The organism is Streptomyces sp. NPDC021224 (genome assembly GCF_044332905.1).
Lineage (GTDB): Bacteria > Actinomycetota > Actinomycetes > Streptomycetales > Streptomycetaceae > Actinacidiphila.
Window position 1 is genome coordinate 454,622 of the sequence record NZ_JBIRPW010000002.1, and the last position, 25,445, is coordinate 480,066.

At 74.4% G+C, this 25,445-nt stretch carries 20 protein-coding genes; 10 read left to right on the forward strand and 10 right to left on the reverse strand.

Translation table 11 applies throughout. The features are described 5' to 3' along the window. Positions 1-305: 305 nt before the first annotated feature. Positions 306-1,685 (forward strand): transcriptional regulator, encoded by a 1,380-nt coding sequence (locus ACH4PY_RS07100; protein WP_398176822.1) that lies wholly within the window; start codon positions 306-308, stop codon positions 1,683-1,685. A 403-nt stretch (positions 1,686-2,088) separates the two neighbouring features. Further along, positions 2,089-3,450 (forward strand): hypothetical protein, encoded by a 1,362-nt coding sequence (locus ACH4PY_RS07105; RefSeq protein ID WP_398176824.1) that lies wholly within the window; start codon positions 2,089-2,091, stop codon positions 3,448-3,450. 54 nt (positions 3,451-3,504) lie between these two features. Here ACH4PY_RS07105 and ACH4PY_RS07110 read toward each other — a convergent pair whose 3' ends face one another. Next, entirely contained in the window at positions 3,505-4,638 is a 1,134-nt protein-coding gene (locus tag ACH4PY_RS07110) for an ABC transporter substrate-binding protein (RefSeq protein WP_398176826.1), read from the reverse strand. A gap of 286 nt (positions 4,639-4,924) precedes the next feature. On the opposite strand from ACH4PY_RS07110, the gene ACH4PY_RS07115 reads away from it, so the two are divergent. Further along, positions 4,925-5,371 (forward strand): hypothetical protein, encoded by a 447-nt coding sequence (locus ACH4PY_RS07115; RefSeq protein ID WP_398176828.1) that lies wholly within the window; start codon positions 4,925-4,927, stop codon positions 5,369-5,371. A gap of 45 nt (positions 5,372-5,416) precedes the next feature. After that, positions 5,417-6,295, forward strand: coding sequence for a formyltetrahydrofolate deformylase (gene purU, locus ACH4PY_RS07120; RefSeq protein WP_398176830.1), 879 nt, complete (start codon positions 5,417-5,419; stop codon positions 6,293-6,295). A gap of 67 nt (positions 6,296-6,362) precedes the next feature. Here the strand turns inward: purU and ACH4PY_RS07125 are convergent, their stop codons facing one another. Continuing rightward, positions 6,363-7,712, reverse strand: a complete 1,350-nt coding sequence (locus ACH4PY_RS07125) for a maleylpyruvate isomerase N-terminal domain-containing protein (protein WP_398176832.1) — start codon at positions 7,710-7,712, stop codon at positions 6,363-6,365. Further along, the gene (locus tag ACH4PY_RS07130) at positions 7,709-8,320 is read right to left on the reverse strand and encodes a sigma-70 family RNA polymerase sigma factor (protein WP_398176834.1); all 612 of its coding nucleotides are present in this window, start codon (positions 8,318-8,320) and stop codon (positions 7,709-7,711) included. Before ACH4PY_RS07130 ends, ACH4PY_RS07125 begins: the two co-directional genes overlap by 4 nt. A gap of 300 nt (positions 8,321-8,620) precedes the next feature. On the opposite strand from ACH4PY_RS07130, the gene ACH4PY_RS07135 reads away from it, so the two are divergent. After that, positions 8,621-8,989 carry an STAS domain-containing protein gene (locus ACH4PY_RS07135; protein ID WP_398177614.1) on the forward strand — a complete coding sequence of 123 codons (369 nt, stop codon included), beginning with the start codon at positions 8,621-8,623 and terminating at the stop codon, positions 8,987-8,989. A 370-nt stretch (positions 8,990-9,359) separates the two neighbouring features. Then, positions 9,360-9,827 carry an ATP-binding protein gene (locus ACH4PY_RS07140; RefSeq protein WP_398176836.1) on the forward strand — a complete coding sequence of 156 codons (468 nt, stop codon included), beginning with the start codon at positions 9,360-9,362 and terminating at the stop codon, positions 9,825-9,827. A gap of 69 nt (positions 9,828-9,896) precedes the next feature. Here ACH4PY_RS07140 and ACH4PY_RS07145 read toward each other — a convergent pair whose 3' ends face one another. Continuing rightward, entirely contained in the window at positions 9,897-11,012 is a 1,116-nt protein-coding gene (locus ACH4PY_RS07145; protein ID WP_398176838.1) for a GlxA family transcriptional regulator, read from the reverse strand. 70 nt (positions 11,013-11,082) lie between these two features. Between ACH4PY_RS07145 and ACH4PY_RS07150 the strand changes: the two genes are divergently transcribed. Then, positions 11,083-12,420: an MFS transporter gene (locus ACH4PY_RS07150; protein WP_398176840.1), complete on the forward strand. Its 1,338-nt coding sequence runs from the start codon at positions 11,083-11,085 to the stop codon at positions 12,418-12,420. 206 nt (positions 12,421-12,626) lie between these two features. On the opposite strand, the gene ACH4PY_RS07155 is transcribed toward ACH4PY_RS07150, so the two are convergent. The 3 genes from ACH4PY_RS07155 to ACH4PY_RS07165 form a co-directional block, all read right to left on the reverse strand. Continuing rightward, positions 12,627-13,808, reverse strand: a complete 1,182-nt coding sequence (locus tag ACH4PY_RS07155; RefSeq protein WP_398176843.1) for a flavin-containing monooxygenase — start codon at positions 13,806-13,808, stop codon at positions 12,627-12,629. A 142-nt stretch (positions 13,809-13,950) separates the two neighbouring features. Beyond that, positions 13,951-14,853 (reverse strand): trypsin-like serine peptidase, encoded by a 903-nt coding sequence (locus ACH4PY_RS07160; protein WP_398176845.1) that lies wholly within the window; start codon positions 14,851-14,853, stop codon positions 13,951-13,953. Positions 14,854-15,023: 170 nt separating this feature from the next. Then, positions 15,024-15,671, reverse strand: coding sequence for a TetR/AcrR family transcriptional regulator (locus ACH4PY_RS07165; protein WP_398176847.1), 648 nt, complete (start codon positions 15,669-15,671; stop codon positions 15,024-15,026). A gap of 301 nt (positions 15,672-15,972) precedes the next feature. On the opposite strand from ACH4PY_RS07165, the gene ACH4PY_RS07170 reads away from it, so the two are divergent. Then, positions 15,973-16,767 (forward strand): VOC family protein, encoded by a 795-nt coding sequence (locus ACH4PY_RS07170; protein WP_398176849.1) that lies wholly within the window; start codon positions 15,973-15,975, stop codon positions 16,765-16,767. Positions 16,768-17,007: 240 nt separating this feature from the next. Further along, positions 17,008-19,401 (forward strand): PQQ-binding-like beta-propeller repeat protein, encoded by a 2,394-nt coding sequence (locus tag ACH4PY_RS07175; protein ID WP_398176851.1) that lies wholly within the window; start codon positions 17,008-17,010, stop codon positions 19,399-19,401. A gap of 94 nt (positions 19,402-19,495) precedes the next feature. Here ACH4PY_RS07175 and ACH4PY_RS07180 read toward each other — a convergent pair whose 3' ends face one another. From ACH4PY_RS07180 to ACH4PY_RS07190, 3 genes are all read right to left on the reverse strand, one after another. After that, positions 19,496-20,176 (reverse strand): hypothetical protein, encoded by a 681-nt coding sequence (locus ACH4PY_RS07180; protein ID WP_398176853.1) that lies wholly within the window; start codon positions 20,174-20,176, stop codon positions 19,496-19,498. A 435-nt stretch (positions 20,177-20,611) separates the two neighbouring features. Then, the gene (locus ACH4PY_RS07185) at positions 20,612-20,779 is read right to left on the reverse strand and encodes a hypothetical protein (protein WP_398176855.1); all 168 of its coding nucleotides are present in this window, start codon (positions 20,777-20,779) and stop codon (positions 20,612-20,614) included. 278 nt (positions 20,780-21,057) lie between these two features. Then, positions 21,058-24,027, reverse strand: coding sequence for a BTAD domain-containing putative transcriptional regulator (locus ACH4PY_RS07190; protein WP_398176857.1), 2,970 nt, complete (start codon positions 24,025-24,027; stop codon positions 21,058-21,060). A gap of 383 nt (positions 24,028-24,410) precedes the next feature. Here ACH4PY_RS07190 and ACH4PY_RS07195 point away from each other — a divergent pair, with 383 nt between their 5' ends. After that, entirely contained in the window at positions 24,411-25,424 is a 1,014-nt protein-coding gene (locus tag ACH4PY_RS07195; RefSeq protein ID WP_398176859.1) for an AMP-binding protein, read from the forward strand. Positions 25,425-25,445: the final 21 nt, after the last annotated feature.

Here is a 25,445-nt window from a genome sequence, read left to right on the forward strand (position 1 = left end):
GGCTGGGTCATGGCAGGCGCACGGATGCACTAACGGGGGCGCGCGCGAGCGCCGGGGCCTGGTGACGGGTAGTCAGTGGGAGCAGGCATCGGCGCTTGCCGGTGAAATCCCGCAAAGCGGGGCATTTCCCGGTCACGGACTGGGAAAGTATCGCCCAGCGGAGCCGCACAGCCATGCGGGACGTGCCACCGGGCGATGCGAACGCCCGCCGGGCACACCGCAGTCGGGCCGCGGCGCAGCGCACCGCGGAGCCGTAAACGGACGTCGGTCACCGGGACGGGTCGACGAGGACGAGGGGGACAACCATGGCCGCACGACCACTTGTGGCGCGCCAGCCCAACGAGCGGCTGCAGTCGCTCATCCAGGAGGCCGGCTGCTCCAACGCCGGGCTCGCCCGCAGGGTCAACATGTGCGGGGCCGAACACGGCCTCGACCTGCGCTACGACAAGACGTCGGTGGCGCGCTGGCTGCGCGGGCAGCAGCCGCGCGGCAGGGCGCCGGGCATCGTCGCCGAGGCGCTCGGCCGCAAGCTCGGCCGTGCCGTGTCGATCGAGGAGATCGGCATGGCGGACGGCAAGAACCTGGCGACGGGCATCGGCCTGCACTTCTCGCCGACCGTGCTCGGCGCGATCGAGCAGGTCTGCGAGCTGTGGCGCAGTGACGTCGGCCGCCGGGAGTTCCTGACCGGCTCCACGGTCGCCGCCTCCGCGCTGGTCGAGCCCAGCAGGGACTGGCTGATCACCCGCCCCGACCAGGGTGTGGCCCGCAACGGCGGTGCCAGGGTGGGTGCTTCGGACGTCGAGGCGGTCCGTGCGACCACCCAGGCGCTCACCGACCTGGACCACCGCTTCGGCAGCGGCCACGTCCGGCCGGTCGTCGTGCACTACCTCAACAGCGTGGTGTCGGGCCTGCTGGCGGGCAGTTACCGGGAGTCGGTGGGCCGCGAGCTGTTCTCCGCGGTGGCCCGGCTGACCGAACTGGCCGGGTACATGGCGGTGGACACCGGCCAACCGGGCCTGGCGCAGCGCTACTACATCCAGGCGCTGCGGCTCGCGCAGGCCGCGGGCGACCGCGGGTACGGCGGCTACATCCTGGCGGCGAGCATGAGCCACCTCGCCGCGGCCCTCGGCAATCCCCGGGAGATCGCCCAACTCGCCCGCGCCGCCCAGGAAGGCGCCAGGGGCCAGGTCGGGCACACCGCTGAGGCGATGTTCTACGCCGCCGAGGCGCGCGGCCACGCGCTGCTCGGCGACGCGCGGACCTTCGCGACGGTCGCGGGCCTCGCGGTGGGCGCCATGGAGCGCTCGCAGCCGGACCAGGACCCGGCGTGGATCGCGCACTTCGACCACGCCTACCTCGCGGACGAACTGGCGCACTGCCACCGCGACCTGGGCCAGGCCGCGCCCGCCGCCCGGCGCGCGGAGGAGGCGCTGGCCGCGCACCCGGTCAGCCGCACCAGGCGGCGGGCCATCGACATGCTGCTGCTGGCCGACGCGCAGGTGCAGCAGCGGGAGATCGAGCAGGCCTGCCACACCGGCACCCAGGCGGTGGCCCTGCTGTCGGGGCTGCGCTCGGACCGCGGCGCGGAATACCTGGAGGACTTCCGCCGCCGTCTCGACCCCTTCTCGGCCGAGCCGTCGGTACGGGAGTTCGGCGCCCGCCTGGAGGCGCAGGAGGCGGCGTGAGCCAGAGCCGGACGGCGCCGGAACACGCCGCGTGAAACGGTGAACGGGCCGGAGCACACCGAATCGTTACCGTACCGACACCGTTTTCACCGGCGCGTCCAAAGCGCTGGAAATCCCGGCGCCGCGGCCCTCCGCGGCGCTGCGGACCACCGGTCCGCAGCCCTGCCAGGCGCTCACCCGTTCGGGTTCGTGGCCCCCCTTCAGGTTGACCCGGTAGCGTGTGCGCTCGTCCGACACTTGGTGAAGGCGGGAGTCAACGGCGATGCACAGCAGCGGACGCGGCGAGGAAACGCCCGAACCGTACTCAGGCGCCGTCCAGCCCACCGGGCAGCCGCAGACGTACGGAGGGCACGTGCAGCCCGCTGCGGGTACCCCGTGGGGTGAACCGGCCGGAGCCCCCGGCATGCCGCCGCAGCTCCCCCAGCAGCCCGTGGAGGCCGCGGACGCCACGCAGATGCTGCCGCCCTACCCGGCCGCGGGCCCCGCCGCCGCCCCGCCGCCCGTACCCGCGGCCCCGCCGCAGGTGCCCGCCCAGCCCCCCGCGCCCTTCCCCGGGCAGGCCCCCCAGCCGCCCGCACAGGGCCCGTTCCCCGGCCTGGCGCCCCAGCAGCCCGCCTTCCCGGGCCAGGCGCCGCAGCAGCCGCTGGAGGCCGCGGAGGCCACGCAGATGCTGCCGCCCTACCCGGCGGGCGGCCCCGGTGAGCCCGCGCCCGCCGAGGCGACCCAGCCGCTGGCGGTCTTCCAGGAGCAGCAGGGCTACGACCAGTACGGCCACGGCGCCCCCGCCCCGCAGCAGTTCCCGGAGCAGGCCGGCTACCCCGGGCAGGCGCCGTACCCGGACCAGCAGTCGTACGGCGGCCAGCAGCAGTACACCGACCCGGCGGCCTTCGAGCAGCCCGCGCAGCCGGACAGCGACTACGACCACCTCTTCCGCAGCGACGTCCCCGCCCCCGAGCCGATGCGCCCGCGCATCCTCCAGCCGCACGACGGCCGGGACCGGCAGCAGGGCGGGCAGCAGCAGTGGCAGCAGGGTCCCGGCGGCGACGGTTACCAGGGCTACGACGGCTACGACGGCTACGACGGCTACGCGGACGACGACGACCACCGCGGCCGCCGCATCTCGCCCAAGGTGCTCATCGGCATCGTCGTGGCGGGCTGCGTGGTGGCCGGCCTCGTGGTCGGCGGGATGATGAGCGGGGGCGGCGGCAAGACGAAGTCCGACGCCGGCCGGCCGTCCGCGACCGCCGCGACCGCCCCCGGCGGCACGGCCGACGGTGACGGCAAGAAGGCCGGTGCGGGCGCCGACACCGCCGAGGCGCAGGCCAAGGCGCTGGACGCGCTGCTGGCCTCCAGCGGTGCGAGCCGCAGTTCGGTGGTCAGCGCGGTCGAGTCGATCAGGGGCTGCAAGAACCTCCCCGGCGCCGCGGCCGACCTGCGCTCGGCCGCGTCCCAGCGCGACGGCCTGGTGACCCAGCTCGACGCCCTCAAGGTCGACAAGCTCCCCCAGCACGACGAGCTGACCACGGCGCTGACCAAGGCCTGGAAGGCGTCCTCGTCCGCCGACGGCCACTACGCGGCGTGGGCCGACCAGGCGGCGAGCAACGGCAGCGTCTGCAAGGGCGGCCACGCCCGCACCACCGCGGAGGCGCAGGCGGGCAACAAGGAGAGCGGCACGGCGACCGCCCAGAAGAAGACCGCCGTGAAGCTGTGGAATTCCATCGCGGCCACGTACAACCTCACCAAGCGCCAGTACAGCCAGCTCTGACCCTTGCCGGTGCGGCCCGCGCCCCGGGCGGGCCGGACCGAGCCCGCGGGGGCGTCAGCCGAGGGCGGCCGCCGTCCGCAGCGTCGGCGCCATGTCCACGAATCCGGGCTTCTGCTGCACCAGCTTGCCGCCGGTGATCACCTGGTAGGTGACCTTCGCGTTGCTCAGCCGGACGTGGTCGGGCAGGTTGAGCAGGTCGTTCTCGGTCCAGCCGAGGTCGGGGGTGAGCCCGCCGGTGGAGAGCCCCGTGGTGCGGTCGAAGGCCCGCTCGACGCTCGTCGAGGTCACCGCGGTGCCCGTGTCCATCGCCCTGACCACCTTGGTGAAGGCGGTGTAGGCGATCCAGGTGGTCTGCACGCCGGGGTCGGCGACGTCGATGCGGTCGTCGGAGAAGGCGTACTTGTCGACGACCGACTTCATCTCCGCCCACTTCGGGTCGGACGCCGGCGGGTACCAGTCCGTGACGAGGGCGTTCTCCAGCGGGCTGTTCGCACCGCCGGTGGCGTTCACCAGGGACTGCTGCACACTGCCGATGACCGACGACAAACGCACTTTGGGCCTGTCGTCGCCCAGCCGGCGCAGCGAGTCGAAGAAGGTGCTGGTGTGGTCGCCGAGCACCGCCGACACGCAGCCGCTCGCCTTGTTGTCGCCCACCGCCTGCTCGGCGACCCCGGAATACTCCGAGGCGTCGTCCTTGGCGAGCAGGTCGCGCGCGGGCGCGTGGCCGCCGGACTTCAGACCCTGGTCGAGGAAGATCGGGAACTGGTCGCCGGTGATCGAGTCGGGGCGCACCAGCGCCACCTTCTTGCAGGTCTCGGCCAGTTGCTCGCCGCTGCCGGCGAGCAGCGCCGGCAGCCCGCCGTTGACCGGGTACGACAGCGGGCTGAGGTACTCGTCCTGCGTGATGCCGTAACCGCCGATGTACGGGATGTCGGTCGAGGCGAGCGCGGTGGTGAAGGCCCGGCCCTGTTCGCTGTAGGAGCCGACGACGGCGACCGCGTGCGCGGCCGCGGCCTGCTGCACGCAGTCGGACACGGCGACGGCGTCGTTGCGCTCGTTGCACGTGAGCACCTTGAGCCTGCGGCCGTTCAGCCCGCCGTTGTCGTTGACGTACTTCTCGTACGCCTGGGCCATGGCCACCATGCCCGGCATGTTCGTGGCCTTCGTGCCCTGTGGTGCCCATGTCATCACCACGACGGGACCCGTCGAGCCCCCCGAGTTCCCGGGGAGCACGCCGCAGCCGCTGAGCAGCGCACTTGTGGCCAGCAGCGGGACGACAACGTGGCGAACCCTGCGTATGCGCCGTTCGGTCATGGTTACGGAAGATGGTGGTCCGCGCCCAACGTCAGGGTGATCGCGCCCAAACGGGCGGTCACTTTCAGGTGAATTACAGGTGGCGCAGTTCGATTGCGTACGATGACCGGCCGTGCAAGGTTCCGAGAAGTCTTCCCGCCGCGGCCGTGTCTCCTCCACGATGGGAGGCATGCCTGTCAACGACATGCCGTGGTGGCGCTGGCGCAGCAACGTGCGCTCGGCGCTGCACATGATCAGCGATCCGGTCTTCCAGCGCGAGGTGTGGCAGGCCGGCCGTCCGGGCTACGGGGACGTCACCGACGCCGTCTACCGGCTGGTCGAGGACACCTGGCTCGACAACTGGTCGGCCGACAAGTACGTCGGCACCATATTCCGCGACGCACAGGAGGCGGCGCTGGTCGACGTCGCGGTGCTGCGGGTGCTGAAGATCCTGCACCAGGTGGGCGCGGACGCGCCCGTGACCGCCTACCTGGAGCACGCCGGATGGCCCGACGCGGTCCGCGCGGCACGGGACGCGCACGTCCTCATGGCCCGTGCGGACGGGGAGGATCCGGACATCGCGCCGCGCTCGCTGGAAGTGCTCGCCATTTACACCAGGTCCGCGTGACGGACACAGCGGCGCGCCGACGGCCCGGTGTGCGAGGCTGACCGGGTGACCGATCAGCCGCCCCGGCAGCCCGCCGACCCGCAGTACGTCCTGACCCTGTCCTGCCCGGACAAGCAGGGCATCGTGCACGCCGTGTCCAGTTACCTGTTCATGACCGGCTGCAACATCGTGGACAGCCAGCAGTTCGGCGACCGCGGGACCGGTCTGTTCTTCATGCGGGTGAGCTTCTCCGCCGAGCCGCCCGTCGACCTGGAGAAGCTGCGCGCCAGCTTCGCCGCGATCGCCGGCGCCTACCACATGGACTGGCAGATCCACCCGGCCGCCGAGCGCATGCGTGTCGTCCTCATGGTCAGCAAGTTCGGGCACTGCCTCAACGACCTGCTGTTCCGGGCGAGCATCGGCGCGCTGCCGGTGGAGATCGCCGCCGTGGTCTCCAACCACACCGACTTCCGCGAGCTCGCGGGCTCCTACGGGGTGCCCTTCCACCACATCCCGGTCACCCGCGAGACCAAGGCGGAGGCCGAGGCGCGGGTCCTGGAACTGGTGCGTGAGCAAGGCGTCGAGCTGGTCGTCCTGGCCCGCTACATGCAGGTGCTCTCGGACGGTTTGTGCCGGGAGCTGTCGGGAAAGATCATCAACATCCACCACTCGTTCCTGCCGAGCTTCAAGGGCGCCAAGCCGTATCACCAGGCGCACGACCGCGGGGTGAAGCTGATCGGTGCGACCGCGCACTATGTGACGGCCGACCTCGACGAGGGCCCGATCATCGAGCAGGAGGTCGAGCGGGTGGGCCACGCGGTCACCCCGGAGCAGCTGGTCGCCCTGGGGCGGGACGTGGAGTGCCAGGCGCTGGCCCGCGCCGTGAAGTGGCACAGCGAGCGCCGGGTGCTGCTCAACGGCAGCCGCACGGTGGTCTTCGCCTGAGACCGGGGCGCCCCGCCCGGACCGGCCGGTCCTGTCCTGGAACCGGTCGGGTCGGCCCGCGGGCCGGTCAGAGCCGGGAGAGCGACGCCGCCGCGTAGAGCACGTCCCGGACGACCTCGCGGTCGCCGTGCAGCCCGATCGCGATCCGCTCCGGGTCCAGATGGCCCGCCGCGAGCTGGCAGAACTCGACCCCGTCCATCGCCACCTCGGCGACGGCGTGGTCCCGCGAGGCGACCGCGCCCGGCGAGTCCAGCGGCAGGCACCACCGGCCGCCGCCCGCGCCGTCGATCTGCAGCAGCAGCGAGCGCCCCGGCGCGCCCGCGTCGGCCAGCCGCGCCTGGGAGGCCGCGAGCCCCTGCCGCCGCCGGGCGGCCAGCGCGCCCGGCAGCATCCGCGCGGCCAGGTCGATGATCCGGTTCAGGTTGCGCGGCGCCGGAGGGTCGTACGGGTACGCCACCGCCTCGGCGATGTCCGCGGCGTGGATCCAGCACTCGAAGGCCCGGTCCACGAAGGCGTCCTGCAAGGGCATCGTGCACGACCCGAAGTCGACGGCTATCCCGGCGGCCCCGGCACCCGCGAAGGACACCGTGCGCAGCAGGGTGTGGCTCTGCTCCCGCCAGGTGTCGCGCAGCGCGGCCGACCGGGCGGCGTGCGCGCCGGGGCTCTCGGCGGCCGCAGCCCGCTGCGCCGCCCACAGCGCCTCGGTGCGGCCGACCGCGTCGAGCGGCAGCTCCGCGCCCTCGCCGCCCTCCGTTCCGTCGGCGCCCTCGGCGTTCGCCCCGTCCGGCAGGCGCGCGTCCGACAGGTCGAGGGCGACCGCGACGAGGCCGTCCACCGACGTCAGATGGGCGATGACCTCGCCCACGGTGGCCTTCCTGGTGACCGGTCCGTTGTCGTACCAGCGCAGCGCCACCGGCTCCTGCCAGGACGTCTCGCCCAGGTCGCGCAGCAGCGCGTCCAGCCGGGCCGCCTCGGCGTCGTACGGTCCGGCCCACTCGGGCACCGGGATACGGGCCGGACGGCGGCCCAGGCAGCCCTCCAGCACCCGGGCCCGCAGGAGCGGGTCCAGATCGAGCGGCTCCTCGTGGTGCAGCAGGCCGACCGCGTCCCGCAGCCGCAGCGCCTCCTCCGCGCACGCGGCGCAGTCGGTGAGGTGCACCTCGACCGCGAGCGCCTCGTCGCGCGAGCACGCGGTGAGCGCCCAGGCGCCGAGCAGCGACTTGAGGGTGCCGTGGTCGTACAGGGGCAGCCGCGACTCCGGCTCCGGTTCGGGCCCGTACGCGTCGTACGGGCCGGGCGGCTGCGGCAGGGGGCGCGCGGCGCCCTGCTGGTCGCGCTGCTGCGGCACGCGGGGCAGGCCGTCGCCCTCGCCGCCGCCGTGCGGGCCGCCGCCGTTGCTGTAGGCCGCGCCGCTCACGGCTGCCCCCGGTGGTCCGGCGCGGGCACACCGGGCGCGTCGCGGGTGCCGGGCGCCTCGGGGAGGCGGGTCTGCCGGGCGTCGCCGGGCTCCATGGCGGTGGACAGCAGTTGCAGGCCCAGCCGCAGCCGGCGCCGCGACTCGTCGGCGCTCACCCCGAGTCCGGCGGCGGCGTCGCGGTAGTCCAGCCGCCGCCGGTAGGCGAGTTCGAGCGCGTCACGCAGCGGGGCGGGCATGGAGGTCACGATGAAGTCGGCGCGGGCGGCGGTGTTGGCCTCGCGGACGCGCGCCTCGACCTCGTCGGAGGTGGAGTGGCCGCGGCTGGCGTACTGCCGCAGCCGGTGCACGGACTGGCGCTGGGTGAGGGCGGCGAGCCACGAGCGCAGCGAGCCGTGCTTGGGGTCGAAGTCGTCCGGATTCTCCCAGACGTAGCCGAAGACCTCACGGGTGATCTGGTCGGCCGCGTCGTCGTCGTCGAGCACCCGGTAGGCGAGGTTGTGCACCATGGAGGCGTAGCGGTCGTAGAGCTCGCCCAGCGCGGCCTCCTCGCCGCGCGCCAGCCGCTGCCGCATCTTGCGGTCCCAGCGCGGTGGTGCGGGTGTCGCCATCTGCCGCCCCCTTTTCGCCTCGCCCCTGCGTCGCAGCCGCCGTACCGGCCCAGGTGGCCGCTCCTCCCGACCGTACCCGTCGGGTGCTGTGGCATGCGTCCCTTTGCACCAAGCTGGCCCTTCATGTGATCGCTTCTGTCGGTCTGTTATGCGGGTGTGACCGGAAGATTGCAGGGTTACGGCTGTGAACGGGCATAGGGTCCTTGTGATGACGAATCCGATACCGAAGCCGGCACCCGCGGTGCGGCCGGCAGTGAGGCCGGCCCCGCCGGCCGCGCGGAGAGGTGCGCCCCTGTGCTGGTGACCCGGGCCGAACACGACGGCTGGGCGGTGATGACGGTCACGGGCGAGATGGACCTGGTCTCGTCCCCCGCGGTACGCCAGCAGGTGCACGACGCGGTCGCGGACGGGCGTCGCAACGTGGTCCTCGACCTGACCGGCGTGCGCTTCTGCGACTCCAGCGGCGTGGGCGTGCTGATCGGCGCCCGGCGGCTGATGCGGTCGTGCGCCGGGCGGCTGCGCATCGTGCTGCCCGCCGGCGGCCCGGCCGCCGACGACGGCGCGCACGTCAACCGGGTGCTCGCGGCACTCGGCGTGCGCCGGCTGTTCGAGGTCTACCCCGACCTGGCCGCCGCGACCGACGACTCCGCCCAGCCGCTGAGCGCCTGAGAAAGCCCTGCCCGCTGCCCGCGACGTCCGATAACGGAGCGTCCGCTCGGAGTTGTGTCCGATGCGTGACTTGTTACACCGTGGAGTCGGCTGCCGCCTCGGGTACGCTCCATCGGGTGCGCGTACGTCCCTGGTCCCGGACTGCCGCCCGGCTCCGCCGGGTGGGGGTGAGCCCTGGTCGGCCGACCGGTGCGCCGACCGGCGCACTGCGGGGCACAGTATGCAGCACGCGTGCTCCGTTGCGCTGGAATATGACGGAAGCGCTTGTTGGGGTGACTGACGGTCAATCATGCTATGGAGGGCCGGGATCACGCACGGTGATTCCGTGGAAGCATGAAGTCCGGTGTCCGCCGGTTCGGATGGTGTGAACGTGCAGATGCTGCAGGTGCAACTGGAGCTGGGCGTCGACCCCGCGGAAGTGGGGCGGGCGCGCCGCTGGGCGAGGTCGCGGCTGGTCAGGTCGGGCATAGGTGCCGACGAGCCGGTGGCCGAGACGCTGATCCTGCTCATCTCCGAACTCGTCACCAACGCCGTCGTGCACACCGGCTGCCCCGCCGTCCTGCGGATGCTCTTCTCCTCCGCGCCCGCGGCCCCGGTGCGCGTCGAGGTCGCCGACTCCAGCGACACCCCGCCCGCCCCGCGGCACGCCCGCAAGGACGACACCGGCGGCCGCGGCCTGGAGCTCGTCGACGGCCTCGCCGACCGGTGGGGCTGGCAGCCGGAGGGCGCGGGCAAGCAGATCTGGTGCGAGGTCGACCGCGGGGCGGGCGACACCGACGGCTGCCCGGCCCGGGTCGGCCTCGGCGACCGGGTCCTGCACGCGGCCGCCCTGAGCTGACCCCGGCGCCCGGCCGCCCGGCCGTCCAGCCGTCCGGTCCCGGCTTCCCGGACCGGCCGCGGCCGCGGCTCAGCGCGGCGGCGCGGCCGGCTGGAAGGCGCGGCGGTACGCGGTGGGCGACACGCCCAGCGTGAGCTGGAGGTGCTGCCGCATCGAGGCGGCGGTGCCGAAGCCCGCCCTGTCGGCGATCCGGTCCACGCTCAGGTCGGTCGACTCCAGAAGCTGCCGGGCCAGTTCGACCCGCTGCTGCGTCAGCCAGCGGCCCGCGCTCATGCCCACCTCCTCCCGGAAGCGCCGGGTGAAGGTGCGCACGCTCATCGCCTCCCGCTCGGCCAACTGCCGCAGCGTGAGCGGCTGGTCGAGCCGGTCCAGGGCCCACGCCCGAGCCCGCTCGGTGCTCGCGAGCTGCGGCTCGGGCAATGGCCTGCGGATGAACTGCGCCTGCCCGCCCTCGCGGTGCGGCGGCACCACGGTGCGGCGCGCGACGTCGTTCGCGACCGCCGCGCCGCAGTCGCGCCGCACGATGTGCAGGCACAGGTCGATGCCCGAGGCCACCCCGGCCGACGTCAGCACGTCCCCGTCGTCCACGTAGAGCACGTCGGGATCCACCGTGACCCGCGGGTAGAGCCGCTGGAAGTGCTCGGCGTGCATCCAGTGCGTGGTGGCCCGCCGTCCGTCCAGCAGCCCCGCGGCCGCCAGCAGGTACGAGCCGGTGCAGATCGACACCACGCGCGCGCCCTGCCGGATCGCCGCGACGGCCCCGGCCAGCGGGGCGCTCAGCACCCCGTCCTCGTAGGCCGGACCCACCTCGTGCGAAGCGGGCACCACGACGGTGTCGGCCTGCGCCAGCGCCTCCGTGCCGTGCGCGACCACGATGGGGAAGTCGGCGTCCGTCCGCACCGGCCCCGGCGCGAGACCGCACGTCACCGTCTCGTAGTACGGCACGCCTTCGGCGCTGCGGGCGGCGCCGAAGATCCGGTGCGGGACGCCCAGTTCGAACGGGATCACGCCGTCCAGCGCGAACACCGCGACCCGGTGCCGCCCGGGGTGGCGGAACACGCCGGCACGGTCGTGTCCCGCCCCGCCTCCGGTTCTGTGCCCGGTCCCGTTCCCGGCCCTGTCGGCGGTCGCGCGGTCGGTCGCGTCCTCGGCCACGTCCCTGGCCATGTCCTCGGCTCGGCTCATGGCCCGATCCTTGCACATGATGGCCATCGGGCCACTCGCTGCCCGGTACGGGCCGCCGGAGACTGGCCCGGTGACGCAGACAACCCCCGCAACCGCCCCCGCAACCGCCCCCGCCACCGGCGGCGGAGCCGCCGCTCCCGGCCGTCGACCGCGCCCGCACCGTGCCTGGGCCGTCGCCGCCGTCACCTTCCTCACCCTCATCGGCGCCGCCGCGTTCGCCTCCCTCCCGGGTCTGCTGATCGACCCACTGCACTCCGAATTCGGCTGGTCGCGCGGGATGATCGGGCTGGCCGTCTCGGTCAACCTCGCGCTCTACGGACTGACCGCCCCCTTCGCCGCCGCGCTCATGGACCGCTTCGGCATCCGCAAGGTGGTCGTCTGCGCCCTGCTGACCATCGCGCTCGGCGCGGCGCTGACGGTCTCCATGACGCAGGTGTGGCAACTCGTGCTGTGCTGGGGCGTCCTGGTCGGCCTCGGCAGCGGCTCGATGGCACTGGCCTTCGCCGCTACCGTGACCAACCGGTGGTTCGTCGCCCGCCGCGGCCTGGTCACCGGCGTCCTCACCGCTGCGGGGGCGGCGGGGCAGCTGGTCTTCCTGCCGCTGCTGTCCTGGATCACCGAGAACCACGGCTGGCGGCCCGCATCCGCGGCGGTCGCCTGCGCCGCGGTCGCCGTGGTCCCCTTCGTCTGGCTGCTGCTGCGCGACCACCCCGCCGACGTCGGCCTCGCCCCGTACGGTGCCGCGGACTTCGTCCCCAAGCCGCCGCCGGTCACCGGTGCCGCCGGCCGTGCGCTGCGCGCACTGCGCCAGGCCTCGGGCACCAGAACCTTCTGGCTGCTCGCGGGCGCGTTCGCGATCTGCGGGGCGTCCACCAACGGGCTGGTCAAAACGCACTTCGTGCCGGCCGCGCACGACCACGGCATGCCCGTGACCGCGGCGGCGTCACTGCTCGCCGTGATCGGCGCCTTCGACATCGTCGGCACGGTGGCCTCCGGATGGTTCACCGACCGCATGTCGCCGCGCCGCCTGCTGGCCGTCTACTACGGCCTGCGCGGGATCTCCCTCATGTTCCTCCCCATGCTGCTCGCCGACAGCGTCCATCCGCCGATGGTGCTGTTCATCGTCTTCTACGGCCTGGACTGGGTGGCCACCGTCCCGCCGACGATCACCCTGTGCCGCGAGCACTTCGGCGAGGACAGCGCGATCGTCTTCGGATGGGTGCTGGCCGCCCATCAGGTCGGCGCCGCGCTGGTCGCCTATCTCGGCGGTGTGGCCCGCGATGCGTTCGGTTCGTACGATCCCGTCTGGTACACCTCCGGTGCGCTGTGCGCGCTGGCCGCGCTGATGTCGCTGGTGGTCCGCCGCGCCCCGGTCGCCGCTCCGGCCGCGGTGGCTGTCGCAGTGTGAACGGACAGCCGTGCGCGGCCCGTTCCCGATCCGTCCACGATCACTCGAACGGGTGAACGATTTCTGTGGCGCCGCAGCTCACGCACGGGCGGCGGCACCGGGCCGCCCGCCCAGTCGCTCCTGACCGTCCGGGCGGGCGGTCCGCCCGAGCCGCCCGCCCAGTCCCCCCAGTCCCCCCAGTCCGCCCAGCCCGTCCGCCGGATCCGTCAGTCAGGAAGCGAGACGAGCAGCCGGGCCGCCGCGCGGGCGATCTTGCGGGCGTCGATCGCCATCTCCCGGAACATCCCGCTGATGGGGTTGGTGAAGCCCGTGAAGAACAGGCCCGGCGCGCCCTGCGGCTGCCGCGCCCCGTGCACCACCGGCCGCCCCCGCCCGTCCAGCACCCCGAGGTGGCCGACCAGCGGCTCCAGCCCGCGCCGGTAGCCGGTCGCCGCGACCACCGCGTCGGGCGTCACGTGCGAGCCGTCGGCGAGCGCGATCCCGCCGTCCTCGAAGCGCTCGACGGCGGCCACGATCTCGACCCGCCCCGCCCGCACCGCGTCGATCAGCCCGACGTCCTGCACCGGGATCGCGCCGTCGAGCACCCGCGCGTACAGGCCCTCCGCCGGGCGCGGCAGCCCGTACCGCGACAGGTCGGGCACGCTCATCCGCTCCACGCGCGGGGCCACCTTGTCCACCAGCCGCGGTGGCAGGCGCCGTACCAGGATCCCGCTGGCCTGGGCGGGCCACCCCGCCGTCGAGCGGCGCATGATGTGCGGCGGGGTGCGCACCGCGAGCCGTACCCGGGCGGCGCCGCCCTCGACGAGATCGACGGCGATCTCCGCGCCGGTGTTGCCGATGCCGACGACCAGCACGTCGCGACCGGCGTACGGCCCGGCGTTGCGGTAGCCGGAGGCGTGCAGCAGCTCGCCGGGGAAGGTGTCGCGGCCCGGCCAGTCGGGGACGTACGGCGTGTGGTTGTGGCCGGTGGCGACCACGACCACCGGCGAGCCCAGCACCCGGCCGCCCGTGGCGGGCAGGTCCCAGCCCTCGGCGCCGCGCTCGACGCGGTCCACGGTGATGCCGGTCGCGATGTCGAGCGCGTGGTGTTCGGCGTACCGCTCCAGGTAGCGCACGACGTCGTCGCGGCCCACCCAGCGGCCGTACGCCCGGGGTATCGCCAGTCCCGGCAGGGCGGAGAGTCTTCGGGTGGTGTGCAGGTGCAGGCGGTCGTAATGGCCGCGCCAGGAGGCGCCGAGCCGTTCGGAGCGCTCCAGCACCAGCGGGCGGACGCCGCGCTGCCGCAGGGCCGCGGCCGCGGCCAGACCGCCGGGGCCCGCCCCGATCACGATGGCGTCCGGCGTCGCGGCCTGGCCCGCTGGCGTGGGGGGTGGGGTGGGTGCGGACATGCGGAACTCCTGCGCTGCTGCGGCCTACTGGGTGCGACGTGAGCGTAACGGGTGCCGCCCCGCGGGCCGTCGCCTCCTTGCGTATGCGGCCGCGGGGCGGTAGCGGAGCGTCAGGGGAGGGGGAGGGAAAGGCTGCGGGGTGTCAGGAGCGGGTGGCGGCGCGGTAGAGGGAGAGGACGGCGTCGCCGAAGAAGGGGCTGTAGGAGATGCGGTCGTTGGGGCCGCCGCCGTCCAGCCCGCCGATCAGGCCGACCACGTTGCCGGTGCGGGTGCGGGGGTCCCAGCCGAGCAGCCAGGGGCCGCCGGAGGTGCCGCCCGCGAAGCCGTCGCACAGGATGCGCAGTTGGCGCCGCCGGTCGAGGCGCTCGCTGCTGGTCGTGCAGATCACCGGCAGGTCGTGCGGGTCGCCCGCGCGGCTCGGGTAGCCGACGACGGTGACGCGGGTGCGGTAGCCGGGGGTGCGGGCCAGCCGGTCGGCCCCGGTGACGTCCTCGATGTGCTGCCCCCGCGGTCCGGGCAGCACGCGGGCGAAGGCGACGTCGAGGTCGGAGGCCGCGTCGTCGTCCGGCTTCCAGCGCGGGTCGGTGAAGACCTCGTCCACCGCCCAGATCCCGTAGGGCTGCCGGGCGGCGCCCGCGCGGTAGTCGGGGACGAAGCCGATGTCCGCGCCCGGCCGGCAGTGCGCGGCGGTGAGGATGAGGTCGCGGCCGGGGCTGTGCACGACACTCGCCGTGCAGCGGTGCGCCGTCAGGTCGTCGCCGACCGAGAAGAGGACGCCCACGGTGGGCAGCCCGCCGAAGTAGACGGCCGTGTCCACGGGTTCGGCCGCCGCGGGGCCCGCGGCGGCGCGCACGGCGGGCGGCAGCCGGTCGTGTCCTGCCGCCGGCATCGAGTCGGCCATCCGCTCGGGCGTCCAGAAGCGCACGGCGGCCTGCGCCGTCCACGCCCGGCCGGGCGGGGCGGCGGCGTGGTGCACCGGCCACAGCAGGGCCACCCCGCACAGCAGCGCGGTGGACACGAGGGCCGGCAGCGTGCGGTGCGGCATGGCGGCCGGCTCCTTCGGCGTGCGGGCGGGCCCGCCGGACCGCGGGCCTCCGCCGCGCCGGGCCGCGGTGCGGGCCGTGCGCCGCCGGGAGGTGCCCGGCTCTCCTGCCGCCTGTGCTGCTTCCTGCCGGGGCTCGGCGGGACCAGGGGCCCGCCGGGAGGCGCCCTGGTCTACTTGGGCGGCTTCTTGCCGGTCACCCCGAGGTGGACCAGCAGTGCCAGGTTCGGCTTGAGGTCGGCCTGCTTGACGCCCGAGCCGGTGAAGCCCTTCTGGTGGGCGGCGACCCCGGCGAGCATCGTGACCAGCGAGCCGGCGATGGCGGGAGCGCTGACGTCCTTGTCGACCCGGCCCTTGCCCTGGAGCTCCTTGATGGAGTCGGTGAGCGAGCCGGTCACCGAGTTCAGGACCTTGGTGCGGATTTTGGAGAAACGTTTATCCCCTTCCGCCGCACCGAGATCGATGACCCGGAGGATCGCGTCGTTCTTCCGCCAGAAGGCCAGGAAGCCGTCGACCAGTTCGTCGGCCGCCTGCGCGCCCGACTTGCCGACCCACGAGCGGCCCGCGACCAGGTCGGTCAGGCCCGCGCCTTCCTTCGCCATCTCGTCGGCGAGCTCCAGGACGGCGCCCTCGACGTCGGGGAAGTACTGGTAGAAGGTGGCCGGTGACGTTCCGGCCATCCGTGCGACGTCGATCACCTTGACGTCCCGGTACGGCGACGTGCTGAGCATCTCGCTCAGGCAGTCGAGCAGCTTCTGCCGCGTCGCCTGCCCTCGGCGACCCGCGACACGTCCGTCGACGGTGCGAACTTGTCCTGTCATGCCGTCAGTTTACCGGCGGGCGGTCCGCGCGCGATCTGGCGGCGTGCAAATGGGGAGGGGGAGTCTGGTGATACGGAAGACGCAGGTCAATGGGGGTTTCCAGAGCCTAAGCGGAACGCGTTCGCGGCTTCCGGAGGCGCTTTCGGTGTCCATTTTTGTCCCGATATGGTGCGACTGGGTGGGTGGCCCGGGAAGAATTGACCATATGTTCGAATTGTGACGCGTTCGTGTGGGCAAGATCACTGGTGTCGGGCGAGGATGCCGACGGGACGGCAGGAACGGAAGAAAAGGGGACGGGACGATGTCCGCATTCGACGAGGGGGCGCCCTGCTGGGCCGACGCGGCGCTGCCGGATCTCGCGGCCGGGAGGCGCTTCTACGGGGAGCTGTTCGGCTGGGAGTTCGACGACCAGGGGGAGGATTTCGGCCACTACACCCTCGCCCTGCAAGACGGGAAGCCGGCCGCGGGGCTGATGCCCCGGCCCGATCCCGCCATGCCCTCCGCGTGGACGGTGTATCTGGCGTCGCCGGACGCGAAGGCGGCCGCCGCCCGCATCGCGGAGGCGGGCGGACGGCTGCTCTTCGGGCCCGACGGCGCGGGGGAGGCCGGGGTGATGGCCGGCGCCGCGGATCCGGCGGGCGCCCTCTTCGGGGTGTGGCAGCCCGGCGGCCTCCAGGGCTTCGGCGTCACGGAGGTGCCCGGCTCCTTCTGCTGGGCGGAGACGTGGACGCGTGAGCCCGCCGCGGTCGACCGCTTCTACGCGGCGGTGTTCGGCTACCGGGCCGAGCAGGTCGGGGACGGGCAGCACTTCGACTACGCGGTGTGGTCGTCGGCGTCCGACCCGGAGCGGAAGTTCGGCGGGCGGCTGGCCCTCGGCGCGGACACGCCGGACGAGGTGCCCGAGGGCTTCCGGGTCTACTTCGCGGTGGCCGACTGCGACGCGGCGGCGCAGACCGTGCGCGCGCTCGGGGGCACCGTGCCGAGGGAGCCGCAGGACTCGCCCGAGGGCCGGGTCGCCTTCGTCACGGACGACCGGGGGACGCCCTTCACGATCATCGACCGGGAGCGCAAGACGGGTTCCATAGCGGGGAGTTGACGGACGGCGGGCGGTCGCCGGTGTGTTGCGGTGCGCGCGGTGCCCCGGATGGCGGATGATAACGAGTTCGCTCCGCGGGCGTGTCGTGGCGGCCCCGGGTTCGCAACGGACGCCCTTCCCAGGAAGAATCAGGTCCGTACCCTGGCGTGGGCGCGGGGGAACGGGCCGCGGAGGGCGAGGACGTACGAACGCGGAGTACGGCCGCAACAACGCGGGTACGGGGAGGTGGCAAGGGCAGTGATGGAGCAGCTGACGCAGCACGACCCGAGACGGATCGGCCCTTTCGAGGTGCTCGGACGGCTCGGCGCCGGCGGCATGGGGCTGGTCTATCTCGCCCGCTCGGCCTCCGGCCGCCGGGTGGCGATCAAGACCGTGCGCGCGGAACTGGCCGAGGACCAGCTCTTCCGGGTCCGCTTCACCCGTGAGGTCGAGGCCGCCCGAGCCGTCTCCGGCTTCTACACCGCGGCCGTGGTCGACGCCGACCCGCGCGCGGCCGTGCCGTGGCTCGCCACCGCGTACGTGCCCGCGCCGTCGCTGGAGGAGATCGTCAACGAGGCCGGGCCGATGCCCGCCCAGGCGGTGCGCTGGCTCGCCGCCGGGATCGCCGAGGCCCTGCAGTCGATCCACGCCGCCGGCCTGGTGCACCGCGACATGAAACCGTCCAACGTGCTGGTGGTCGAGGACGGCCCGCGGGTCATCGACTTCGGCATCGCCTCCGGGGTGTCCAACACCCGGCTGACGATGACCAACGTCGCCGTCGGCACCCCCGCCTACATGTCGCCCGAGCAGGCCCGCGACTCCCGCAGCGTACGCGGCGCGAGCGACATCTTCTCGCTCGGCTCCACCCTGGTCTTCGCCGCCACCGGGCACGCCCCCTTCCACGGCGCCAACCCGGTCGAGACCGTCTTCATGCTGCTGCGCGAGGGCCCCGACCTGACCGGGCTGCCGGACGAGCTGCGCCCGCTCATCGAGTCCTGCATGCGGATGGAGGCCGAGGCCCGGCCCACCCCGGCCGACCTCCAGGCCCAGCTGGCCCCGCACCTGTTCTCGACCGGCAACGACGACAACACCGGCACGGCCTCCGCCTGGCTGCCCGCGGGCGCGGTCGCGCTGATAGAGCAGCGCCGCCTCGGCGGGCACCCGGTCAACGGCGGGCGGCCGCACCAGCCCGCGCGCCCGGCCCCGGTCTCCGGGCCGCAGGTGCCGGTCGATCCCGGGCTGCCGCCGCGCCCGCCGCAGCCGCCGCCGGTGCCCGCGCAGGCACAGGCCGAGGAGCACCACGGGCGGCACAGCCGGGACCGCCCGGCCGAGCCCGTGCAGCTCGCCGGTTCGGCGCCGATCGGGCCCGGCCTGCGGGTCGCGGAAGCCGCCGAGCACAAGGCGGCGACCGGCGCCGCACCCGGTACGGAGTGGGTGCGCCGCAGGGGCGGCGCGCACCGTGTGGGCGATCCGGCGCCCCCTGCCGTGTCCGCGCCGCAGGGGCAGACCGCGGCGGCCGCGCCCGCGGAGTGGCGCCCGTGGCGCTTCCGCATGTCGAACGACGTGTGGGGCACCCCCGTGGTGTCCGAGGGGCTGCTGTACGTCACGTCGTTCGAGGTGCACGCGCTGGACGTGGCCACCGGGCGGCGGGAGTTCAAGACCAGGGACGTCGCCTGGACGATGGCCGTGGACGGCGGGCGGATCCACGCCTCGGACGGCCCGAGCCTGTTCGCGCTGGACGCGAAGGACGGCTCCGACCGGTGGCGTACGCCCGTCGAGGGCTGGGTCTACACCGTGCGCGCCGACGCGGGCACGCTGGTGACCGGGACGCGCGGCGGCGGGGTCCAGGCCTGGGACGCCGCCCGCGGCATCCTGCGGTGGGAGCGCGGCGGGGCGCAGGCCGAGGCCGAGACGCCCGAGTCGGGCCCGACGGTCGTCGGCCGGGCCGTGTTCTACCGGGGCGGCGGGCAGTTGCACGCGGTGGACGCGCTGACCGGCGCCGCCATGTGGTCGTGCCCGGTGGGCCCCTGGGGTCCCGGCGGCGCGGTGCCGACCCTGCCGGTGGTCGCGGAAGGGACCGTCTATCTGACCGCGGGCACCCGGGTACTGGCCCTGGACGCCCGCAGCGGCGCGGAGCGCTGGCACTTCGACGCGCCGGCCGTGATGCTCGCACCGCCCGCGCACGTACCGGGCCCGGGAGCCTCCGGCGGAGGCGTCTACGTCGTCGACCACCTCGGCACGGTCTACGCGCTCGACCCGGCCGACGGGCGGCAGCGCTGGCGGGTGGCCACCGAGCCCCGGCAGTCGGTGGAGCCGGTCGTCGTGGCCGCGGGCGCGGTGCACCTGGGCGCGGGCAGCGCGCTCTACACGCTGGAGGCCGCCGGGGGCACCCCGCGGTGGCGGTTCGCCGCACAGGGCGACATCGTCGGCTCGCCCGCGGTGGCCGACGGCCGGGTGCACTTCGGGTCCACCGACCACTGCCTGTACACGGTGGACGCGCAGGGCGGCCAGCTGCGCTGGCGGCTGGAGACCGGCGGCGAGATCACCGGCTCCCCGGTGAGCGCGGACGGTGTGGTCTACGCCAGCTCGCGCGACCGCTGCGTCTACGCGCTGGACGCGGCCAAGGGCACGGGGGCGGCGGCCCGCCGCTCCTGAGCCCCGCCTGTCCCGGGGCCCGCCGCCTGTCCTGGAGCCTGCGGGGCCTGCGGGGCCTGCGGGTCCTGCGGCCTGCGCGCCCCGGGGCCCGGCGCTAGCGCGGTCGCGGGTCGGGGCCCGGACCCGGACCCGGATCCGGGTCCAGGGGCCAGCCGGGCGGCGGCAGCGTGAGGGTGTCGCCGTCCACCGGCGGTCCGGGCGGCATCCCCGGCGCCCAGGGCACGGCCTGCGTCCCGGACTCCGCCTCCGGCACCCCCGGCGCGTACGGCGGCGGGGGAGGAGGCGCGGGTGGAGGCGGTACGGGCGGAGGCGACGGCTCGGCGGCGGCGGATCCATCGCCCGCCTCAGGACGGGCACGGGTCCCGGCCCCGGTCGGCAGAGCCGCGGTCGCGAGCAGCAGCAGCGTCCCCGCGCCGAACGCGGCGGCCACGCCGACGTCCATGCCGTCGCCCCCGGCGGTGAGCGACCCGGCGGACATGCCCTGCCGGACCATCCACAGCACCGTCACGCCCAGCACCAGCACTCCCGCCGCACCCACCGCGAGCCGGGAGTGCGCGAGCACCCCCAGCAGGGCGAGCAGGGCCGCGAAGGCCATGGGGAGGAAGAGGGAGCCGAGCAGGGCCGCGTCGTCCGGGGTGACACCGGCCCCGGTGAAGAGACCGTCGACCCGGATCCGGGACCCGAGGCGCCCGCCGTACCAGATACGGAAGGGGCTCCAGACGGCGAGCACCGCTCCGATGAGCGCGAGAAGCGAGCCGGAGATGTTGCGGAGCATCCGAGGCACCGCCTCTTGTGCGTACTCAGCCCCCTCGCGCCCGAGGTTACGCCGCCCGCAGCCCAGACGCCACGCGAGCCCCAACCGCCCCACAGGCACGCACGCACCCCGAACCCCCGAGCGCCCCGAACCCCCGCCCTCCGCCCCGGAAGCACCCGCCCGTATCCGGCGGCGCACCCGGCGCGCAAAAACGGGGCAGGCCGGCCGCAGCGTCCCCTCCGCGCTGTGGCCGGCCTGCCCCCTCGCCCGGGGCGAGCGTCCGTGGTCCCCTGAACCGTGGACGCTTCCCCCTCCCGGGCGTTCCCCCCGTGGTCTTCCCCGTGGTGGTGCTTCCCCCTGATGCCCCTCGGGCTCCCCAGCCCTCGGGTCTCCCCCCTGGGAGATCCCCCGATCTCCCGTCCCCCTCCGGGCACCGCCGTGCCCGGACGGCAGGTCTCAGGCCTTGGTGCCCTCGGCGTGGGAGTTGTTCGGCTTGACCGTGCCGGAGTCGCCGGTGGTCGGCGCGGCCGGGGCGGCGGACTTCTCCGGCGTGGCCTCGTTGTAGATGTTGTCGGGCGCGGTGACGTCGTCGGTCACCGGGGTCTTCGGCTGCTCAGCGCTCATGGTGCTCTCCTGTGTGTGTCCTGCTTGGGGACTACTGACGTGACGCCCGCCCGGCAGCGACCCCCGTACACCGCCGGACGGGCAGCTCGTGCAGTGATGGAATCCTGGCAGCCGCCGATAATCAACTGATAAACGCCGCCAGTTGGGTGAATCGGGAGCCCGCCGGGCGGCCGGAGGCGCATGTCAGGCGCCGTCGGCCGCGGACGGTACCCGGCGCACCGGGCACCGTCCGGACGCGCGGCTGACCGTCCGCTGAACGCGGGGGCCCGGGTCCGTCCTCAGACCGCCGCGGCCGACCCCGCGGCCGCTCCCGGCTCGTCCGCCGCCCCCGCCGCGAGCCCGTCCAGCAGCCGTCGCACCTGCTCCGCCTCCGGCGAGCCGAGGGCGGTGTACGTGGCGAGGGCGTCGTGCCAGCAGGCGTGCGCGCGGACCGGCTGGCCCATGCCCGTGAGGGCTTCGCCGAGGACGGTCAGCGCGTTGGCCGTGCGCCACTCGCCGCCGATGTCGCGCATGACGGCCAGCGCCTGTTCGACGTGCGAGGCCGACTGCCGGTAGCTCCCGGCGGCCAGGTGGAGCCGGCCCAGCCGGTACAGGGTCAGCCCCTCCCACAGCCGCTGCCGCACCGTCCGGAAGATCTCCAGCGCCTCCGTGAGGCAGCCGAGTGCCTGGTCGTACGCGCCGGTCGAGGTGAGGGTGACGCCCATCGAGTAGAGCCCATTGCCGAGCCGGAAGCCGGCGCCCATGTCCCGGTAGATCGCCACCACGCGTTCGGCGGCGGCCAGCGCCGCCTCCGTCTCGCCCAGCTCGCCCTGCGCGCGGGCGAGGTTGCTGAGCGCTGCGGCCTCGCCGTGCCGGTTGTCGTCGGCCCGGAAGGCCTCCAGCGCGTTCTTGAGGTAGTCCGTGCTCTCGGCGAAGCGCAGCCCGCGCAGCGCGAGGATGCCGCGTAGGTTGGCGGCGTAGCCGCACGCCACCGGGTCCTCGGCGGACAGCCCGAGGATGAGGGACCGCTTGGACTCCTCCTCCGCCTCCTCGAAGCGTCCTCCGAAGCGCAGCAGGCTGCTCAGCCAGAACCGGGCCCGCCCTTCCGCCAGCGCCTCGCCGCAGTCCTGGGCGGCCTTGATGAGCGCGCGGGCGGCCTGCTCGTACTGCCGGACGTAGAAGCCGGACTCCACCAGTTCCTGTGCGGCCAGCAGCAGGTCGGCGGCGCGCCGCAGGAAGCCGCCGCAGCCGCCTTCCGCGGCCTGCTGGACGGCGGCCATCACCCCCTGGGCCTCGGTGAAGAGCCAGTTCAGCGACTCCTCGCGGGCGGTGAAGGCGAGCCCGGGGTGGCGGGTCGGCGCCAGGTGGTCCAGGACCCGGTCGCCGGGGTTCTCCAGCGCGTACGCCGAGGCCGTCGAGCCGAGGTAGAAGTCGAGCAGCCGGGAGAGTGCCGCGCAGCGTTCCTCGGAGCTCTCGTCGGACTCGGCGCGCTCGCGGGCGTAGAGCCGCAGCAGGTCGTGGAAGCGGTAGCGGGCGGGCGCGGCGGATTCGATGAGGCTGATGTCGACGAGGGCTTCGAGGAGTTCCTCGGCCCGGTAGCGGTCGAGGTCGAGGACGGCGGCCGCGGCGTCGAGCGAGATGTCGGGGCCCTCGGGCAGCGACAGCAGCCGGAAGGCGCGGGCCTGGGCGGCGGAGAGGTGGTCGTAGCCGAGGTCGAAGGTGGCCTTGACGGCGAGGTCGCCGGCCCGCAGTTCGTCCAGCCGCCGCCGGTGGTCGGCGAGCTTGGCGGCGAGCACCGACACCGTCCAGGTGCGGCGGGCGGCCAGACGTGCGGCGGCGATGCGGATCGCCAGCGGCAGGAAGCCGCACGCGGCGACGACGTCGAGGCTGGCCTGCCGCTCGCTGCCGGCCCGCTCCTCGCCGACGATACGGGTGAACAGCAGCAGCGATTCCTCGGGCGACATCACGTCGAGGTCGACCAGGTGCGCGCCCTCCAGATCCACCATCCGCACCCGGCTGGTGACGAGGGCGGCGCAGCCGGGGGTGCCGGGCAGCAACTGCCGGATCTGGGCGGCGTCGTAGGCGTTGTCGAGCAGGGCCAGGACGCGGCGGCCGGAGAGCGTGGAGCGGTAGAGGGCGGCGCGGTCGGCGAGCGAGTCGGGGATCGACGCGTCGGGCAGGCCGAGCGAGCGCAGGAAGGAGCCGAGCACCGCCTCGGGTTCGGAGGGCGCCGCGCTGGTGCCCTGGAGGTCGACGTAGAGCTGGCCGTCGGGGAAGTTGTCCCGGGCGTCGTGCGCGACCTGGACGGCCAGCGTGGTCTTGCCGACACCGCCGATGCCCGCGACCGCCGAGACCGCCATGACGCCGCCGTCCGTGGAGGCGCTCGCCAACTGCTCGCCCAGTTCGCGGACGAAGGCGGAGCGCCCGGTGAAGTCGGGCACGGTGGCGGGCAGTTGCGCGGGCCGCAGGATCTCCGGGGCGCCGGGGACGGACGTGCCCTGCGGCGGGGCGAGGCCGGCGTCGGCCTCCAGGATGCGCTGGTGGAGGTCGGTCAGTTCGGGCGAGGGGTCGATGCCCAGCTCGTCGGCGAGCAGCCGGCGGGTGTCCGCGTAGACGCCGAGGGCTTCGGCCTGCCGCCCGCTGCGGTAGAGGGCGAGCATGAGCAGGGCGCGCAGCCGCTCGCGCAGCGGGTGTTCGACGGTGACGGCGGTGAGTTCGGAGACGGCCTCGGCGTGTGCGCCCAGTTCCAGGTCCAGTTCGAGGCGCACCTCGACGAGGCCGAGGTGCCACTCGGCGAGCCGCACCCGCTGCGTCTCGGCGTACGGCCCCGGCAGCCCGGCGAGCGGTTCGCCGCTCCACATGTCCAGGGCGCTGACCAGGAGTTCGCGGGCCCCGGCCGGGTCGGACTGGCGTATCTTCTCCGCCTCGCCCGCCAACTGCTCGACCACGGTGGCGTCGAGCGCGTCGACGGGGATGCGGATGGCGTAGCCGCCCGAGTCGGTGACGAGCGTCTGCGAACCGAGCGCCTTGCGCAGCCGGAAGGCGTACGAACGCAGCGCGGCCAGCGCGGTGTTGGGGGGTGCGTCGCCCCACAGGGCGTCGAGCAGCTCGGCCGCGGTGGCGGTGCGCCCGCCGCGCAGCAGCAGCACCGCGAGCAGCGCGCGCTGCTGCGGCGCACCGGTGTTGATCTGCTCGCCGCCGCGCCAGGCGCGTACCGGCCCGAGGACCGCGAACCGCAGGCCGTCGCACGGTTCCGACGCGCTTCCCATCCATGGCCCCCAAAGCCGCCGCGAGCCGATCGGCCGGGCGGATGCCCCGGGCCGGGTGGCTCTCCCACGCGTATATCAATCATTCATCGCCGGACGGAACAGTTGTCCGCGCCGCTCTCCTAGCGGAGCCGGTGGTTCGGCACCGTCCGTGCCAGTTTGCCGTGTCGGAAGCTCCCGGGTCACCCCATGCGGGTTCCTAACCGGCCGGACGGCGCAAGTTGTGCCGAATATGAGATTCCGTCTGTGCGAATGCGGAGGCTGTGGTGTGTGGGGATGGTTCGTGCCGTGGGGCTTTCTGCACCGAGACGGGTAGTTGAGCCGCAATGTGTGCGAAGTGTGCGGAGCGCGCGAGAGGTTCGTACGGGGCGGAGTCGGACACCGCAATGCCCGGCGTCCTCCGCTTCCCGGACCGCAGGGTCGGCGCGTACGAGCCCGCGGGGCACGACGACGGGCCCGCGGGGCGGGTGTACGAGCCCGCGGGGCGCGCGTACGAGCCCGCCGGGCGGGCGTACGGACCCCTGGAGGAGGCGTACCGGTCCGCGGGACGCGCGGCCGGTGACGTCGGGACCGGACACCCGGCCTTCGCGGCGCGGGAGAGCGCCGCGGTGAGCGGCGGCAGGCACAGCAGGCCGCGGCGAACCCGCCAGGGCGGCGGGGGCGGCGGTACGCGCCGCGTCCTGGGCGGCCTCCCCGGCCCGATGCTGCGGCTGCGCGCGGAACGGCACCCCACGCTCGTCCCCGTCCTGCCCTTCGCGGCCCCGCCCGGCGGCCGCCCCGGCAGCCTCGCGGCGGGCGGCTCCGGCACCGCGGACGTCAGCTTCGCCGAACTCGACCGCCGCGCCCGCTCGGTGGCCGCCCGGCTGGGCGCGACGCTCAGCCCCGGCAGCAAGGTGCTGCTGGTCTATCCCGAGGGCCCGGACCTGGCCGGCGCGTTCTTCGGCTGCCTCTACGCGGGGATGGCCGCGATCCCGCTGGTGCTGCCCGCCCCGGGCGCGACCCACGCCGTGCCCCGCGCGGTCGAGCGCTGCGCCCCCGACCTCGTCCTGACCGGCACCGACGGCTGGCACGCGCTGTCGGTCGACCGTTCCGTCACCCAGGTCGTCGAGGCCGACGGGGTGCGGGTCGCGGGTGAGCCGGTGTGGCGGCTGGCCCAGCAGTGGCGGCCGGTCGGTGTGCTGCGCGGCGCCGCCGCGTACCACCGCTACCACGACGACGGGGCCGCGGGCGGGCGTCTGGAGGCGGCCATGGACCACGGCGACCTCGCCGAGGTGCTCGGCGAACTGGCCCAGGCCGTGCGGCTCGGCACGGACGAGGAGAACGTGGGCTGGATCGCCGCGGTGCACGGCCTGGAGGAAGCCGTCTGGCGGATCCTCCTCCCGGTCCGCGTCACCTCCTGATCCGCCCCCGGGGCACCACTT